The 13,774-nt window shown below is 39.1% G+C and carries 19 protein-coding genes; all 19 read right to left on the bottom strand.

Annotated features, from left to right (window positions below):
- Window positions 1-7: 7 nt before the first annotated feature.
- The gene (flhB, locus tag I5J82_RS05860; protein ID WP_198767048.1) at window positions 8-1,087 is read right to left on the bottom strand and encodes a flagellar biosynthesis protein FlhB; all 1,080 of its coding nucleotides are present in this window, start codon (window positions 1,085-1,087) and stop codon (window positions 8-10) included.
- A gap of 4 nt (window positions 1,088-1,091) precedes the next feature.
- A complete protein-coding gene (gene fliR, locus I5J82_RS05855) occupies window positions 1,092-1,865 on the bottom strand; it encodes a flagellar biosynthetic protein FliR (protein WP_198767047.1) in 774 nt (257 codons plus the stop codon).
- A gap of 4 nt (window positions 1,866-1,869) precedes the next feature.
- Complete coding sequence (gene fliQ, locus I5J82_RS05850) at window positions 1,870-2,139, bottom strand: flagellar biosynthesis protein FliQ (RefSeq protein WP_066393686.1); 270 nt, start codon at window positions 2,137-2,139, stop codon at window positions 1,870-1,872.
- A gap of 13 nt (window positions 2,140-2,152) precedes the next feature.
- Window positions 2,153-2,833 (bottom strand): flagellar type III secretion system pore protein FliP, encoded by a 681-nt coding sequence (gene fliP, locus I5J82_RS05845; RefSeq protein WP_198767046.1) that lies wholly within the window; start codon window positions 2,831-2,833, stop codon window positions 2,153-2,155.
- Window positions 2,826-3,488 carry a flagellar biosynthetic protein FliO gene (locus I5J82_RS05840; protein WP_198767045.1) on the bottom strand — a complete coding sequence of 221 codons (663 nt, stop codon included), beginning with the start codon at window positions 3,486-3,488 and terminating at the stop codon, window positions 2,826-2,828. The genes fliP and I5J82_RS05840 overlap by 8 nt, the downstream gene beginning before the upstream one ends.
- A 7-nt stretch (window positions 3,489-3,495) precedes the next feature.
- Window positions 3,496-3,858, bottom strand: coding sequence for a response regulator (locus I5J82_RS05835; protein WP_197127729.1), 363 nt, complete (start codon window positions 3,856-3,858; stop codon window positions 3,496-3,498).
- An 18-nt stretch (window positions 3,859-3,876) separates the two neighbouring features.
- Window positions 3,877-5,013, bottom strand: a complete 1,137-nt coding sequence (fliY, locus tag I5J82_RS05830; RefSeq protein WP_198767044.1) for a flagellar motor switch phosphatase FliY — start codon at window positions 5,011-5,013, stop codon at window positions 3,877-3,879.
- Complete coding sequence (gene fliM, locus I5J82_RS05825) at window positions 5,007-5,996, bottom strand: flagellar motor switch protein FliM (RefSeq protein WP_198767043.1); 990 nt, start codon at window positions 5,994-5,996, stop codon at window positions 5,007-5,009. The genes fliY and fliM overlap by 7 nt, the downstream gene beginning before the upstream one ends.
- 34 nt (window positions 5,997-6,030) lie before the next feature.
- A complete protein-coding gene (gene fliL, locus I5J82_RS05820) occupies window positions 6,031-6,459 on the bottom strand; it encodes a flagellar basal body-associated protein FliL (protein ID WP_198767042.1) in 429 nt (142 codons plus the stop codon).
- Window positions 6,460-6,672: a flagellar FlbD family protein gene (locus I5J82_RS05815; protein ID WP_198767041.1), complete on the bottom strand. Its 213-nt coding sequence runs from the start codon at window positions 6,670-6,672 to the stop codon at window positions 6,460-6,462. It lies immediately after the preceding gene.
- Window positions 6,673-6,720: 48 nt separating this feature from the next.
- Window positions 6,721-7,524, bottom strand: a complete 804-nt coding sequence (flgG, locus tag I5J82_RS05810; RefSeq protein WP_198767040.1) for a flagellar basal body rod protein FlgG — start codon at window positions 7,522-7,524, stop codon at window positions 6,721-6,723.
- A gap of 83 nt (window positions 7,525-7,607) precedes the next feature.
- Window positions 7,608-7,982, bottom strand: a complete 375-nt coding sequence (locus I5J82_RS05805; protein ID WP_198767039.1) for a TIGR02530 family flagellar biosynthesis protein — start codon at window positions 7,980-7,982, stop codon at window positions 7,608-7,610.
- 21 nt (window positions 7,983-8,003) lie between these two features.
- Window positions 8,004-8,447 (bottom strand): flagellar hook assembly protein FlgD, encoded by a 444-nt coding sequence (gene flgD, locus I5J82_RS05800; protein ID WP_198767038.1) that lies wholly within the window; start codon window positions 8,445-8,447, stop codon window positions 8,004-8,006.
- Window positions 8,448-8,453: 6 nt separating this feature from the next.
- Window positions 8,454-9,611: a flagellar hook-length control protein FliK gene (locus tag I5J82_RS05795; protein WP_233096572.1), complete on the bottom strand. Its 1,158-nt coding sequence runs from the start codon at window positions 9,609-9,611 to the stop codon at window positions 8,454-8,456.
- Between the two features lie 23 nt (window positions 9,612-9,634).
- Window positions 9,635-10,201 (bottom strand): MotE family protein, encoded by a 567-nt coding sequence (locus I5J82_RS05790; RefSeq protein ID WP_198767036.1) that lies wholly within the window; start codon window positions 10,199-10,201, stop codon window positions 9,635-9,637.
- A gap of 14 nt (window positions 10,202-10,215) precedes the next feature.
- A complete protein-coding gene (gene fliJ, locus I5J82_RS05785; protein WP_198767035.1) occupies window positions 10,216-10,653 on the bottom strand; it encodes a flagellar export protein FliJ in 438 nt (145 codons plus the stop codon).
- Window positions 10,653-11,969 carry a flagellar protein export ATPase FliI gene (gene fliI, locus I5J82_RS05780; protein ID WP_198767034.1) on the bottom strand — a complete coding sequence of 439 codons (1,317 nt, stop codon included), beginning with the start codon at window positions 11,967-11,969 and terminating at the stop codon, window positions 10,653-10,655. Before fliI ends, fliJ begins: the two co-directional genes overlap by 1 nt.
- The gene (gene fliH, locus I5J82_RS05775; RefSeq protein WP_198767033.1) at window positions 11,966-12,757 is read right to left on the bottom strand and encodes a flagellar assembly protein FliH; all 792 of its coding nucleotides are present in this window, start codon (window positions 12,755-12,757) and stop codon (window positions 11,966-11,968) included. The genes fliI and fliH overlap by 4 nt, the downstream gene beginning before the upstream one ends.
- On the bottom strand, window positions 12,750-13,763 hold the full coding sequence (fliG, locus tag I5J82_RS05770; protein WP_066393658.1) for a flagellar motor switch protein FliG: 1,014 nt from the start codon (window positions 13,761-13,763) through the stop codon (window positions 12,750-12,752). The genes fliH and fliG overlap by 8 nt, the downstream gene beginning before the upstream one ends.
- Window positions 13,764-13,774: the final 11 nt, after the last annotated feature.

Here is a 13,774-nt window from a genome sequence, read left to right as displayed (position 1 = left end):
TCATTCCTTACGCTTTGTTCTTTACACGGTATACAAAGGCTAAAATTTCAGCTACTGCTTTAAAAAGATCTTCAGGAATCACATGCCCGATCTCAACGCGGGCGTACAGTGTTCTTGCTAGAGGCTTGTTTTCTACAACCGCTACGTTATGCTCTTTTGCGATCTCTTTGATGCGTTGAGCGATAAGATCCACTCCCTTTGCCACAACAACTGGAGCATCCATGCTGTTATCGTCATACTTTAAGCAGATCGCATAATGTGTAGGGTTTGTGATGATAACATCCGCTTTAGGCACTTCTTGCATCATTCGCCTCATAGCCATCTGTCTTTGTTTTTCCTTGATCTTCCCTTTAATCTTAGGATCACCTTCAGATTTTTTGTATTCGTCTTTAATATCTTGTTTAGACATCCTAATATTTTTTTCAAAATCGTATTTTTGGTACATATAGTCAAGAAACGCAAGAAAAAGTAAAACGAGTGAAGCTGCAAAACCCATTTTGACCGCAAGTCCTCCAAAGACAGGAAGAGACGATTCAATGCTCACTAAGCTCATTCTTAAATAGATATCGCGTTCACTCCAAAGAATAAAAAAAGTCACACCACCGATAAGTAGAATCTTAAGCATTGATTTTGATAGTTCTACTAGAGCACGTACCGAGTAGATTCTCTTAAATCCGGATAAAGGATTGATCCGTTCAAGTTTCATTTGAATCGCTTCTGTTGATAATAAAAATCCTACCTGCAAATAGTTCCCTAAGACACCAGCGATCATAGCGGCGATCATTACGGGAGCTATGATTATTGCAACTTCAAGCGAAAGTTCCCAAAACAGCTTAGGAATACTAGATTCCGTCACGTTATAAAGAAGTTTCTTATCTAAACTATAGGCGAAGAGATGAAGCAATCTTTGACCCATCCAGCTCCCCATGAAGGAAAGAAACATAACAGATGCAAACAGCACAAGTGCAGCATTGATGTCAGCACTTTTGGCTACCTGACCTTTTTTTCTGCTCTCCTGTCTTTTTTTCGGTGTTGCTTTTTCTGTTTTTTCTCCTGAAAAGTATTGTAAAGTAATTGGATATCTCATCAAATTATGCCGCCCCTAACAATTCCATTAAGTTAATCATGCTGTCACGCATCTGTCCGACCAGCATCTGAACAGATACAAAGAACGCGGGCATTACTACTAAAAACAATACAAGTGCAATTAAAATCTTAACCGGCAGACCGATAACAAAAATGTTCATCTGTGGTACGGTTCTTGCTACGATTCCAAGTGCTAGATCGGCTAGAAACAACGTACCAACGATAGGAATCGCCATCTGCAGAGCAACTAAGAACATACCTGAGAACACACTTAGTACAAATCTCGTAATCCCGCCATCTCCAAAATTAGAAATCGCTGAATCAATGGGTAAAAATTGATAGCTATAAAAGATTCCATCAAGTAACATGTGATGCGCATCTGTTGCTAACAAGAACAGAATCGCAAACGTATACAGATATCTACCCATCAATGGAGTCTGAATGCCGGTTTGCGGATCAAACACGTTTGCAATCGCAAAACCCATCTGTAGATCAATAAATCCCCCAGCTACTTGAATAGCGTAGAAAACAATCGCTGCAATAAATCCGATGGATAGTCCTACCATCGCTTCCTTAATAATTAATAGAAAAAAGGTAGCATCTAACGGAATTGGTTTTGGGTCAATCGCGTACAACATGATCCAAGATAAAAATAATGATAATCCGATTTTATGCATGACAGGTAAATTTTTATTGGAAAACACAGGAATTGTTAAGTAAAATGCCGATACTCTAGTTAGGATTAATAAAAAAGCAGGGAATGCAACTAAATCTACCATTTCATCATCCTATATAAGTGTGTAAATTTTGAAAGATATTTGATGTGAAACCTAATATTTGTGAAAGCATCCAAGGTCCGAAAAACACAAGTCCTACTAACACAGCAACAATCTTTGGTATAAAAGCGAGTGTTTGTTCCTGAATCTGAGTTGTTGCTTGAAAAATACTGACGATCAAACCTACAATCAGGGCTAAAAGCATAAGCGGACCACACAAAAGCAAGGTCATGTATACCCCTTTTTCTGCTAAAGAAATTACAAATTGAGAATCCATGTTTCCACCTGTCCTAATAGCTTAATAGCAATGATTTAACGATGAGGTACCAGCCATCAACCAGTACGAATAACAAGATCTTAAATGGCAGTGATATCATAACGGGCGGCAGCATCATCATCCCCATAGCCATTAAAATAGACGCGACGACCATATCAATGATCAAGAATGGTACAAAAATCATGAATCCAATCTGAAAGGCTGTTTTTAGTTCACTTATAGCAAAAGCTGGAACAAGTGTCGTTAAAGGGATATTTTTAATACTTTCTGGCTTCTTTGCACCTGAATATTCCATAAACAGCATAAGATCCTTTTGTCGAGTATGCTTTGCCATAAACTCTTTAATGGGAAGACTTCCTTTGTCAAACGCTTCTTCCTGAGAGATCTCACCTTTTACTAACGGCTGAACAGCCTCTTTGTTAACTTCATGCATCACTGGCGCCATGATAAAGAAAGTTAAGAATAATGCAATCCCAATCAGAACTTGGTTAGGTGGCATCTGCTGCGTTGCCAGTGAAGTTCTGACGAAGGATAAGACAATAATGATCCTCGTAAAACAAGTCATAAGAATTAAGATACTTGGAGCAAGCGAAAGGACTGTTAAGAGCAGCAACAGCTGAATCGTAGTTTCCATGTTCGCTGGATCGCTATTATTAATAAAATCCAAGTCTAATCCAGGAATAAATTCATTCATGATGTTTCCCTTTCTCTAGCACTCTCTGAAGTTCTTTTTGCTGATTCTTCTTATCTTGGACGATAGATTGAAGCATATTCTTAAATGTTTTAGTCTGATCCTTTGTTCCCGTTTGGTTTGAGTTCTTACTCGACTCTTCGTTTCTACTTTTCATCCACTTTACTTTCAATTGGTCAGTCAAACTTGAAACATTTTGAGACGGACGCTGATCGAGTATCATCTGAACTTCAACTTCATCTGTAATCTCTTTTAGAAGTGTTACCGAATCACCGACACCTACTACCAAGACAGAATTACCCGTTTTGATCAGTTGTACAGAACGGTTCTGTCCAATTCCAATCCCTCCTAGAGACTGAAGGTTTTTCCCGTCTTGAAAACTGACAGATTTTCTTTGAATAAATCGTAAGACAAAGAACAAGATCGCTAGAACGATACCAAGCATAAACACGAGCTTGACGAGCATCATAAATGTGCTTTCGCTCTTAGAATCGACAGGGCTACTATCTGCTGGTGATTTTTCCTTCTCGCCCTTTTGATCCGAACTATTTATAGTGTCATAAACACTTTTCCCTGAACCGCTGCCTTCCGCTTGTACACTTAATGGTACAAGCGCAAGACAAACTGCTGCAAAAAAACTAATTAACCATCGATACATGAAACGCTTATCCTAAAGTCTTCTTGATCGCTTCGATTACACGGTCAGCTGCAAACGGCTTAACGATAAAATCTTTTGCCCCAGCTTGAATCGCATCGATTACCATTGCTTGCTGACCCATTGCTGAACACATGATAATTTTTGCATCAGGGTTTGTTTTCTTGATCTCTTTTAAAGCGGATATACCGTCCATCTCAGGCATCGTGATATCCATCGTAACTAAGTCTGGTTTTAATTCTTGGAATTTCTCAATCGCTTGTGCACCATCTGCCGCTTCACCTACAACATCAAATCCATTCTTAACTAAAATATCCTTGATCATCATTCTCATAAACGCTGCATCATCAACAACTAAAATACGTTCTCCCATTTCACTTACCTCCGATAATTATTTCAATTTTTCTAAACGATCACGCTGGCTTAAAATTTCAGTTACACGAACTCCGAAGTTCTCATCGATAACAACAACCTCGCCTTTTGCGATCATCTTTTGATTCACAAAGATATCAACTGGTTCACCAGCTAGTTTATCGAGCTCTACGATCGAACCTTGAGACATTTCCAAAATATCTTTAATCGTTTTTTTCGTTCTTCCTAGTTCAACTGTTACTTGCAGTGGAATGTCTAACAGCATGTCTAAATTCTTCGTATCTCTTTGGTTCGTCTCATAATCTCCAAAGTCTGAAAAGCTTGCCGGCTGGATGGAAACGTCTCTCATCTGCGGTTGATAAGCAGGCTGATGATCATTTCTTGGCTCACTAATAGGACGCTCTTGATATTGATCTACCGGTGCAGTTGGTTGAGCAACTTCTTCATGTGGTACATGATCTGCTACTGGTTCTTTTTCAACAACTGGTTCAGGATTCATCAACTTATGTACAAGGTCCTTTGAGAATTCAGCGTCAATGAGCTGCATGATATTCGAATCTATCAGTTCACCCACTTTAAGTCGGAATGAAACTTTTACTAAAATCTCTTCGTCAGGAATCAAACTCGTGTTTGATTCCATATCCAAAAAATCAATTTTAGGTGGAGAGATATCTACTTTTTTATTAAAGATCGTAGACATCGAAGTAGAAGCTGATCCCATCATCTGATTCATTGCTTCACCAACAGCACTTAGTTGCAATTCTCCAAAATCAGGAGAAGGATTTGTGCCTTCACCGCCAAGCATCAAATCTGCAATAATCTGTGCATCTGTCTTGCGGATCACTAACAAGTTAGCCCCTTCAATGCCTTCTGTGTATGTAACTTGGACCGCAACATGCGGAATAGGAAATTCATCTTTTAAATCTGTTCTTTTAACGACTGTTACAGTAGGCGTCGTAATTTCTACCTTTTGATTTAATAGAGTAGAAAGCGCAGTTGCAGCACTGCCAAAGGAAATATTACCAATCTCTCCTAAAGCATCTTGTTCAATTGATGAAAGGTATTCCTCATTTTCGGTCATTCCGGACGAGGAAGGACTTCCACCATTCAGCAAAGTATCAATCTCGTCTTGTGATAGCATATCTCCACTTACCATTGATGCTCATCCTCCTTAATGGTTTCAATAATTTGTACGGCAAGCTTTTTCTTTATTTTTCCGGGTTGCCCAAAAAACTTTGGATGATCTTCCACTTTAATTACAAGTGGGAAATTAATCCGTTGATCGAGTTCTATACAATCACCAATTGATAAGTTTAGAAACTCTTCTATTGACATATCTGAAGAACCTAATTCAACTTGAATAGGCAAAAAAGTATTCTTTATCTTTTTTTCAATAAATTCGGACTCTCCAAGATTTCTTTTTGTTTTATTTTGCATCCAATGGTGTACAGATAGCTTTGGTATTATAGGTTCTAAGACCACATGAGGAAGACAAATGTTGATCATTCCACTCGTATCGCCAATCATCGTATTTAATGAGATCACCACTACCGTTTCATTCGGAGAAACCATCTGTAAAAATTGAGGATTCACTTCCAAGTCGACCATAAATGGTTCTATTTCAATGACACTTGTCCATGCTTCTTTAAAATTATCAAGTGTGTTTTCAAATAATTGATTCATGATTCTTGTCTCGATCTCAGTTAAACTCTCGATCTTATTCATTCCAGCGCCGCTACCGCCCATCACTCTATCAAGCATGGCATAAGCGATATTCGGATTGACTTCCATTAATATACGCCCTTCAAACGGATGTGCCTCAAACACATTCAAAAGCGTCATCTTTGGAACAGAACGAATGAATTCCTCATACGGAAGCTGATCAACTGACGCTACACCGATTTGGACGTACGTTCTAAGTTGAGCCGAAAAATAAGTAGTCAATAGTCTTGCAAAATTTTCATGTATTCTTGTTAAACTACGAATCTGTTCTTTCGAAAAACGAAGTGCTCTTTTAAAATCGTAAACTTTTATTTTATTTTCTGACTCTTCTTTTTTTAGCTCTTCTGCATTCATCTCCCCTGTGGAAAGCGCTGAGAGAAGAGCATCTATTTCGTTTTGCGACAAAACATCAACCAAGAGTCTCACCTCTTTTCATGCGGTTTTTAATGAATTATTGTATGATCTTTTGAGTTGTGTAGACTCTGACTACTTTCCCGTCTTGCATAATCTTATTTATCTCTGTTTTTAATTTGTTCTCTAAGGAAATTAATCCTTTTTGACCAGACAGTTCTTCTGTTTTTTTACTCGAGATTTCATATATGATCAAGTTATTAACTTGAAACAATCTTTTTTCAAGTTCATGTTTACCATCTTTATTATTTGCTTGAATCTTGAACTGAATCTTCACATAAGACTGATCCGCAAGATTTGTTGACATTTCGTTGGTTTCGACCAATAGCTTGTCCAGTTCTTCTGCTGTTGGTTCAGAAGCTTCTGTTTTCGGCGAGAATTGTTTAAATCCGTAATAACCTGTTGCACCGATAAGACTTATCCCTACAAGCATGGAAAGCATGATGGTTATCGCTTTATTTTTCCCCAACTACAGACCCTCCTTTTTCTGACTTAGTGGCAATAGCGTAATATTTCTATAAAAACCTGTAATTAATTTAGTCACTTCTTCTTCACTTTCTTTGACCACAAACTTCTTGCCTGTTGTTAAAGTGACGGTAGTATCTGGAAATGATTGAATCTGTTCGATGTAGATCGCATTCAGTGTAAACGTATTGCCATTTAGTTGTGTTAATGAAATCATGAGTTTCGGAGTTAAGCCTTTTCCAGCTCACCCCTACCTCCCTTCACGTTAACGTTTTAAGTTCACAAGTTCTTGAAGGATCTCATCAGATGTTGTAATGATTCTTGTATTCGCTTGAAATCCACGCTGTGCAACAATCATCTCAGTGAACTCTTCAGATAAGTCTACGTTGGACATTTCGAGAGCACCTGCTACTAGTGTGCCTGCACCGCCAGTTCCGCCTGGAGTGGATGGTAATGGGTTTCCAGAGTTAGTGCTCTCTCTATATTCATTACCTCCTGCTTTTTCCAAACCTTCATTATTTGCAAACTTTGCAAGTTCAATTTGGCCAGCTGTTGTAAGAACACCTGCATTATTTATAAAGCTTACAGTTCCATCTGCCCCCACACTAAAACTTTTTGCATCAGGGGGGATAGTTATCTTTGCATTACCTGTAGCTAATAAAAATTTTCCATCTGCATTTACGATTTGCCCTGTTTTATCTAGATAAAAATTTCCGGCTCTAGTATAAGTAACCTCTGTACCTGACATTAATTTGAAAAATCCATCTCCAGAAATCCCTAAGTCAAGTGGTCTAGCTGTATTTTGCAAACTACCTTGAGTATGCACTGTATCGATTGTAGCCAATTGCGAGCCTAGTCCTACTTGTTTTGGATTAACTCCACCTCTTCCCCCAGCTCCAGCAGTTGGAGCACTCGCCCCAGCAATCTGCTGACTCACAAGATCTTTAAAAGTTGTACGGCCTTTTTTAAATCCGTACGTATTTACATTTGCGATGTTATTACCGATTACATCTAACTTCACCTGAAAGTTTTTCATACCACTGATTCCTGAATACATAGAACGTAACATTTGTTTTTATCTCCCTTACTTGGTTTATTAACTGCGTCTATCAATCGGCAGTTTTGTGAGCCTCCTGTAAAGGTCCAGCTCGTTTATTCGTCTATGACGATCGCACCATTGATGTTTGTAAAGATCTGAGATGTACTTTCGTTTCGATCTAACGCTGTAATCACGGTTTGATTTGGCGCATTCACAACAAGCGTGACATTCTTCATGATCACTAATGAGTCTTTAATGCCTTTTTGTCCAGCTTCGATCACCTTTTCGCTTATCTTGTTCCAGCTTGTTTCTGATATCTTAATATTTCTATCTTGCAGTCTTTTTTGAGCGTGCTTACTAACCGTGAGTTGGTTCTCAAGCTCTTTATGAAAAACAGACTGAAAAGATTGATCTGTATTTTTCTGCTGTCGATGTTTCGGGTAAAGCATCGGCTGGTACAATTGATGAGCGTGTATACGTTCGCTCATGTTTTCCCCTCCTCACTTTGCCTAATCCGATATTTTAATTACTTGGTAACTTGTAATTTTTGTTCCATCACTCATTTCCAACATGACAGATCCTTTTTCAAACAAAACAGATTTCACTACAGCTTCTTTTTCTTCTATCTTTTTGTTCCCCCCTGCGTCAACGGTTTCCGTTTCGTAGGTTACTTGTTTACCAATCATCTGGCTTTGTTGTAGTAATGAAGATTCTGTTTGAAACGATAGGAATTGCTGCATTGTTTGATTCATGTTTGTCATTTGTTCTAGTGAAGAAAAGCTAGCCATCTGTGCGATAAACTCACGATCTTGCATCGGACTTGTAGGGTCTTGGTTTTGAAGCTGTGTGATTAAAATTTTTAGAAAATCATCTTTTCCTAAGATGTTAGAACCTGTTTGCTTTGTTTTTGCTTGATAATTAGAAAGCATAAGATCTTCAGAGATCTTGGTCATCACTCATCACACCTTTTCGTTTAATACCACTTGCGATAATTGTTCATCAAATGATAGATGATCGGATTTCTCATCCTCAGATACGTTCTCATCTGCATGCTCTTGATCTTCATGATCTTGATTATTTTGATCACGGAAATCAAAGGTCTGTTCGTCTCCATTTAGAAAGACATCGATCTTTTTAAAGTCTATATCTTGACTTGTGAAAGCTTGTTTCAATTGTGTGAGCTGGCTTTCCAAGGCATCTTTCGCACCTTGACTAGATGCAATGATTTTTGCTGTGATCTCACCATGTTTTTGGATAAGATGTATCTCAATTTTGCCGAGTTGTTCAGGTGTTAATTGTATCTGCATCTTCGTAAATCCAGATTCCGTAACGAACAGCTTTCCTCTTGAAATAATCTGTTGAACCTCACGAACAAATTGCTCTTTTTGTCCTTCTCCTTCCGAAACAGGTACCTTTAACGTCCATTGCTCTAGAGGAGAAAGTGGAGCTTGTACCGTTTGAAGTTCCTTTGGAGCGGACACATTTTGTTCGATCAATTTTGTCGGTACGAACCGTTGAAATGCATGATCAGCAAAACTTTTTACCTTTTTCTCGGCTGATAGTGTTTCAAAAACTTTTAAGAACGTATTCTTATCTTTATCTGATGACTCGCTAAGAAGCTTTTTTAACTCTCCAAAAATCTGCTCTGTTTGCTTTGTTATAGAATCTTTTTGATCTAGCTTCACTCCTGGAAACCATCGTCCAATTATTTCTGTGATCTGCTTCTGGTCTTTTTGAGATAATGGACCTGTCTCTTTGCTAAAAGCAAACTGCAATAACAACGCTAGTTTCATTTCCGGAGTAGGATTTACAGCAATGTCTGAGAAATCAATCTCACTTTCAAGAAGCTTTTCAATAACTTCCTTCATTTCGGGTGGCAGTTCGCTTAATAATGATTGAACGTTTTCGTTATTTAATAGATCAGAATTCCATTCAAGCCCCTCAACGCCCCCTAAGATACTAGCGATCATATCTCCTAGATCTTCAGGAAGCTGTTCACTCTCGACACCAGAAGATGCTAACAGTTGAGAAAAGAGAGAATCTATACCGTTTCCTTTTTGCGAAGAAACTGATACTGGTGAAGTCTGTGCTCCTGATACAGCTGGCTGCGAAATCATTAATTGCAAGTTTACACCTCCTTTTATAGAGACTTGTTTGACATGAGTACCGTAAGTTCTGCTGCACGTTTTGCATCGAGTTTGGCAAGGATCGCAGCCTGCGTTTCAGATTGTAAAAGTGTTAGGATGCCCATGATTTGATTGTTGTTCATCTCCGACATTACGGCTGCAGCATCTTTTGCTGACATTGCTTCATATAACTTCTTTAATTGCTCATTCTCTTCATCTTTTACCGTTGTTTCTGCATCTTCGACTTGCTTTTCTAATAGGGCAATATTGCTTTTTAGATCTGTTACTTCTTTCTCTTTCTTTTGCAGATCAGCAGATAGTATTTTAATGTAATCTTCTTGTTCATCTAACTTTGTTTTCCACTGATTCTCTTGAACATTGTTCGTTACAGCTACTTCGGACTTTTCGCTAAAAACATTTTTGATAACAGGTATGTTTTTACCAGTGTTTTTTGCTTCTTCCCATACGTCCACTCCCATGAACGACAGAACGATACCGAATACGGTTAGTGCAAAAACAAAAGGTACGAAGATTACTAATAAAAACCAAACCATTCTGCTGGATTTTTCGTTCTGTTTCATCTGATCACCCGAATTTACGACTTCGCAAAACGCAATACTGAAAATTCGTCGTTCTGCTTATTCTCATAAGAAGCAACTTCCACTTTATATGCGCTGAGCTGTCTTTCTTTTAGCTTTTCGTATTTTTTCACTTCAATCGTCTGCTGTAATAACCTTTGTTGGATAACTTGCATTCTCTCTCTTGCTCTTTGTAATAACGGTTGTAATTCTTTGATCTTATTCGTCATGGATAACAGAAAACGCTGTGTATTCTGCAGATCATTTACTACGATTCTCTGCTGAAATGTATAATTCGATTGGTTCTCGATGTCTTCTTTCCTTTTCAGAAGGCTGTATATCTCTTCTGCGATGCTTTCGAACGCATGTACAGCTTCTCCTAATTCCTGTTCAATCGATTCTTTCTCTTTTTGTTTAACAGACAAAACTTTTTCCATAGAAAAATGGAATGACATCAACCTTCATCCTTTCCAAACTCGATCAACAGCCGCTCGAGAGCTTGTTCATAACTGACATCTTCATCTACTTGCTGTTTTAGAAACGCTAGAATGTTAGGATACATCTGAATCGCTTCATCCACTGATTTAGAGGATCCCCTCTTATATGCCCCAATGTTGATCAAGTCTTCTGCTTCGACGTAGGCTGACAAAAGTTCTCGGAGACGTTCAGCAGCTTGCCGATGTTCTTTTGGAACGATATCGTTCATAACCCTGCTAATACTCTTGAGAATGTTTACTGCAGGAAACTGCCCTTTATTGGCTAAGTTTCGATCTAAGATAAAGTGTCCATCAAGAATCCCTCGAACAGTATCTGAGATTGGTTCGTTGAAATCATCTCCATCTACTAAAACGGTGTAAAAAGCTGTAATCGTTCCGTTCTTATTTGTTCCAGAACGTTCTAATAATTTCGGAAGAACCGCGAATACGCTCGGTGTGTATCCTTTTGTTGTTGGTGGTTCTCCAACAGCTAACCCGATCTCACGCTGAGCCATTGCAACGCGAGTTACCGAATCCATCATCAACATGACGTTCTTGCCTTGGTCTCGAAAATATTCAGCGATGCTCGTTGCCGTCAGTGCCCCTTTTATCCGCATTAAAGCCGGTTGATCTGAAGTAGCAACGATTACAATAGATCGCTTTAAACCCTCTTCACCAAGATCTCGTTCAATAAAATCAAGAACTTCGCGTCCTCGTTCACCGATTAGAGCGATAACGTTAAGGTCAGCTGTAGAATTACGTGCCACCATACCGAGCAACGTACTCTTACCCACTCCACTTCCGGCAAAAATACCCACCCGCTGGCCTTTTCCAACCGTTAACAAACTATCGATCGACCGAATACCGAGCTGAATACTTTCATGAATTCGTGGTCTATCCATCGGATTCGGTGGCTCGTTCTCTGACGGATAACGAAACAACCCGCGAGGCAGAGGAGAGCCATCCAATGGAACTCCCATACCATCAAGTACCTTTCCGATCAAAGAAGGTCCTACTTTTATTTCTAACGCACGATGTGTTGCTTCTACTAAACTGCCAACTGCAATATTTTTTACAAACGTAAATGGCATCAATAAGACATTCTCTTCCTGAAAGCCAACTACTTCTGCTTTGATTCTTTGCTTGTTGTTCCCCGTGTGTATATAACAGACATCACCGATTGACGTTTTAGGTCCTTTAGATTCAATCATTAGCCCCACAACCCGAATCACTTTTCCATATTTCTTATAGGAATCGATTGATTGAAGGGATTCTATCATATGTTCCACGTTCATTGATCTGACACCTCAAGTTGTTCTAGCAGTTTTTCTCTGATCTCTTTTAGCTGGACGTCGAGTGTTGCGTCGATCTTTCCAAAAGGAAACTCGATTACTGCACCATTCTCAGTCAAATTCTCGTCTGGATAGATGAAAAGAGTCGCTGTAGAATGAAGCATGTTCTTTAGTTCTTCACGGTAATTTAGCGTGAGTTCAAACCATTGCGGTGGAACGTATAGCTTGATCTCTTCAAACTCTCTAGCTTCTTTTACAAGTTGTTTTACGATAGAAATCCACGTTTCAGGTGTTTCTTGTAGCTTTTCGCCTAAGATTTTTTCCGCCGCTGCCATGGCGAGGATGACCATCTGTGGTTCGGCTTCACTTAAGATGTTATGGTAGTCGCTCCTTAACGTATCAATAAAACTCTTCACTTCAAGTAATTGCGAAGCCCAGCTTTGGTGTCCTTGCTCTAAACCATTTTGAAAGCCAGCATCGTATCCTTCATTCTTCGCCTGTTCGTAAGCCGCTTCCAACTTCTTTTTCCAAGAAGCCTCTTCGTCAGCTAATCTTTGTATTTGTGCCGCCTTGTATTCTTCTACTTCCTTTGTTATAGAAGCTGCTTCGCTCTTAGCTTCTTCAAGCAGGTTATACGCTTGATTTTTTATAGAGATGACCTTCGACTCTTCATCCTCATCTTCTAAAAGATTTCTCGTTGTAAATATTGAGAGTGCTTGAATACCTATTACAACTTCATTTGTTTCAGCCTTCTCATTGTGATTGTGAAAAGATTTTATGACTTTAGACAATCACATCATCTCCTCCGCCTCGAGCAATCACGAGCTCACCGGCTTCTTCAAGTCTTCTGATGGTTCCAACGATTCTAGACTGAGCTTCTTCAACATCACGAAGTCGAACAGGTCCCATAAACTCCATTTCTTCTTTAAAGTTCTCAGCCATACGCTGCGACATATTATTGAACATCACTTCTTTTACTTCCTCGCTGGATGCACGTAAAGCAAGAAGTAGATCCTCGTTCTGCACTTCACGAATAACTCTTTGAATTGCGCGATTATCAAGTGTAACGATATCTTCAAATACAAACATTCGTTTCTTGATCTCTTCCGCTAACTCAGGATCTTGAATTTCAAGCGCATCCAAGATTGTCCGTTCGGTGCTTCGATCTACACCGTTTAACACTTCGACAACTGCTTCAACTCCACCAGCTTGTGTGAAATCCTGTGTAACGGTAGCAGATAACTTTCTTTCTAAAATCTGTTCCACTTCATTGATCACTTCAGGAGATGTTCGATCCATCAATGCGATCCTTTTCGCAATATCAGCTTGCATCTCTTGCGGAAGTTCAGAAAGTATTTGACCAGCCTGTGAAGAATCCAAGTAAGATAAGATCAGAGCAATCGTTTGCGGATGCTCGTTTTGAATGAAGTTTAATATTTGACCCGGATCAGCTTTTCGAGCAAAGTCAAACGGCCTTACTTGTAACGTTGAAGTCAAACGATTGATGATCTGCATCGCTTCGTCTTTACCTACCGCTTTCTCAAGTACCGTCTTCGCATAGCCGATTCCACCTTGGGTAATATAATCTTGCGCAAGAGCTAACTGATGAAATTGTGTGATAATCTCATCCTTTAACGTTGAATCTACTTTTCTAACTTGTGAGATTTGAAGTGTTAATCTCTCAATTTCTTCTTCACTTAAATGTTTATATACTTGGGCAGCCACATCAGGACCTAAAGAGATAACGAGGATTGCCGCTTTCTCTTTACCAGATAGTTCTTTCATGCCTTTTGCCATCGTTCGTTACC

This window comes from Fictibacillus halophilus, assembly GCF_016401385.1.
GTDB classification, from domain to species: Bacteria; Bacillota; Bacilli; order Bacillales; family Fictibacillaceae; genus Fictibacillus; species Fictibacillus halophilus.
The sequence above is the reverse complement of the archived record's forward strand: the minus strand, read 5'-3'. Positions and strand labels throughout refer to the sequence as shown.

Bases quoted from the DNA above. Each gene is read 5' to 3' on its own strand.
- flhB (WP_198767048.1), bottom strand. From the start codon at position 1,087: ATGAGATATCCAATTACTTTACAATACTTTTCAGGAGAAAAAACAGAA.
- fliR (WP_198767047.1), bottom strand. From the start codon at position 1,865: ATGGTAGATTTAGTTGCATTCCCTGCTTTTTTATTAATCCTAACTAGA.
- fliQ (WP_066393686.1), bottom strand. From the start codon at position 2,139: ATGGATTCTCAATTTGTAATTTCTTTAGCAGAAAAAGGGGTATACATG.
- fliP (WP_198767046.1), bottom strand. From the start codon at position 2,833: ATGAATGAATTTATTCCTGGATTAGACTTGGATTTTATTAATAATAGC.
- I5J82_RS05840 (WP_198767045.1), bottom strand. From the start codon at position 3,488: ATGTATCGATGGTTAATTAGTTTTTTTGCAGCAGTTTGTCTTGCGCTT.
- I5J82_RS05835 (WP_197127729.1), bottom strand. From the start codon at position 3,858: ATGGGAGAACGTATTTTAGTTGTTGATGATGCAGCGTTTATGAGAATG.
- fliY (WP_198767044.1), bottom strand. From the start codon at position 5,013: ATGGTAAGTGGAGATATGCTATCACAAGACGAGATTGATACTTTGCTG.
- I5J82_RS05815 (WP_198767041.1), bottom strand. From the start codon at position 6,672: ATGATTTCATTAACACAACTAAATGGCAATACGTTTACACTGAATGCG.
- flgG (WP_198767040.1), bottom strand. From the start codon at position 7,524: ATGTTACGTTCTATGTATTCAGGAATCAGTGGTATGAAAAACTTTCAG.
- I5J82_RS05805 (WP_198767039.1), bottom strand. From the start codon at position 7,982: ATGAGCGAACGTATACACGCTCATCAATTGTACCAGCCGATGCTTTAC.
- flgD (WP_198767038.1), bottom strand. From the start codon at position 8,447: ATGACCAAGATCTCTGAAGATCTTATGCTTTCTAATTATCAAGCAAAA.
- I5J82_RS05795 (WP_233096572.1), bottom strand. From the start codon at position 9,611: ATGATTTCGCAGCCAGCTGTATCAGGAGCACAGACTTCACCAGTATCA.
- I5J82_RS05790 (WP_198767036.1), bottom strand. From the start codon at position 10,201: ATGAAACAGAACGAAAAATCCAGCAGAATGGTTTGGTTTTTATTAGTA.
- fliJ (WP_198767035.1), bottom strand. From the start codon at position 10,653: ATGTCATTCCATTTTTCTATGGAAAAAGTTTTGTCTGTTAAACAAAAA.
- fliI (WP_198767034.1), bottom strand. From the start codon at position 11,969: ATGAACGTGGAACATATGATAGAATCCCTTCAATCAATCGATTCCTAT.
- fliG (WP_066393658.1), bottom strand. From the start codon at position 13,763: ATGGCAAAAGGCATGAAAGAACTATCTGGTAAAGAGAAAGCGGCAATC.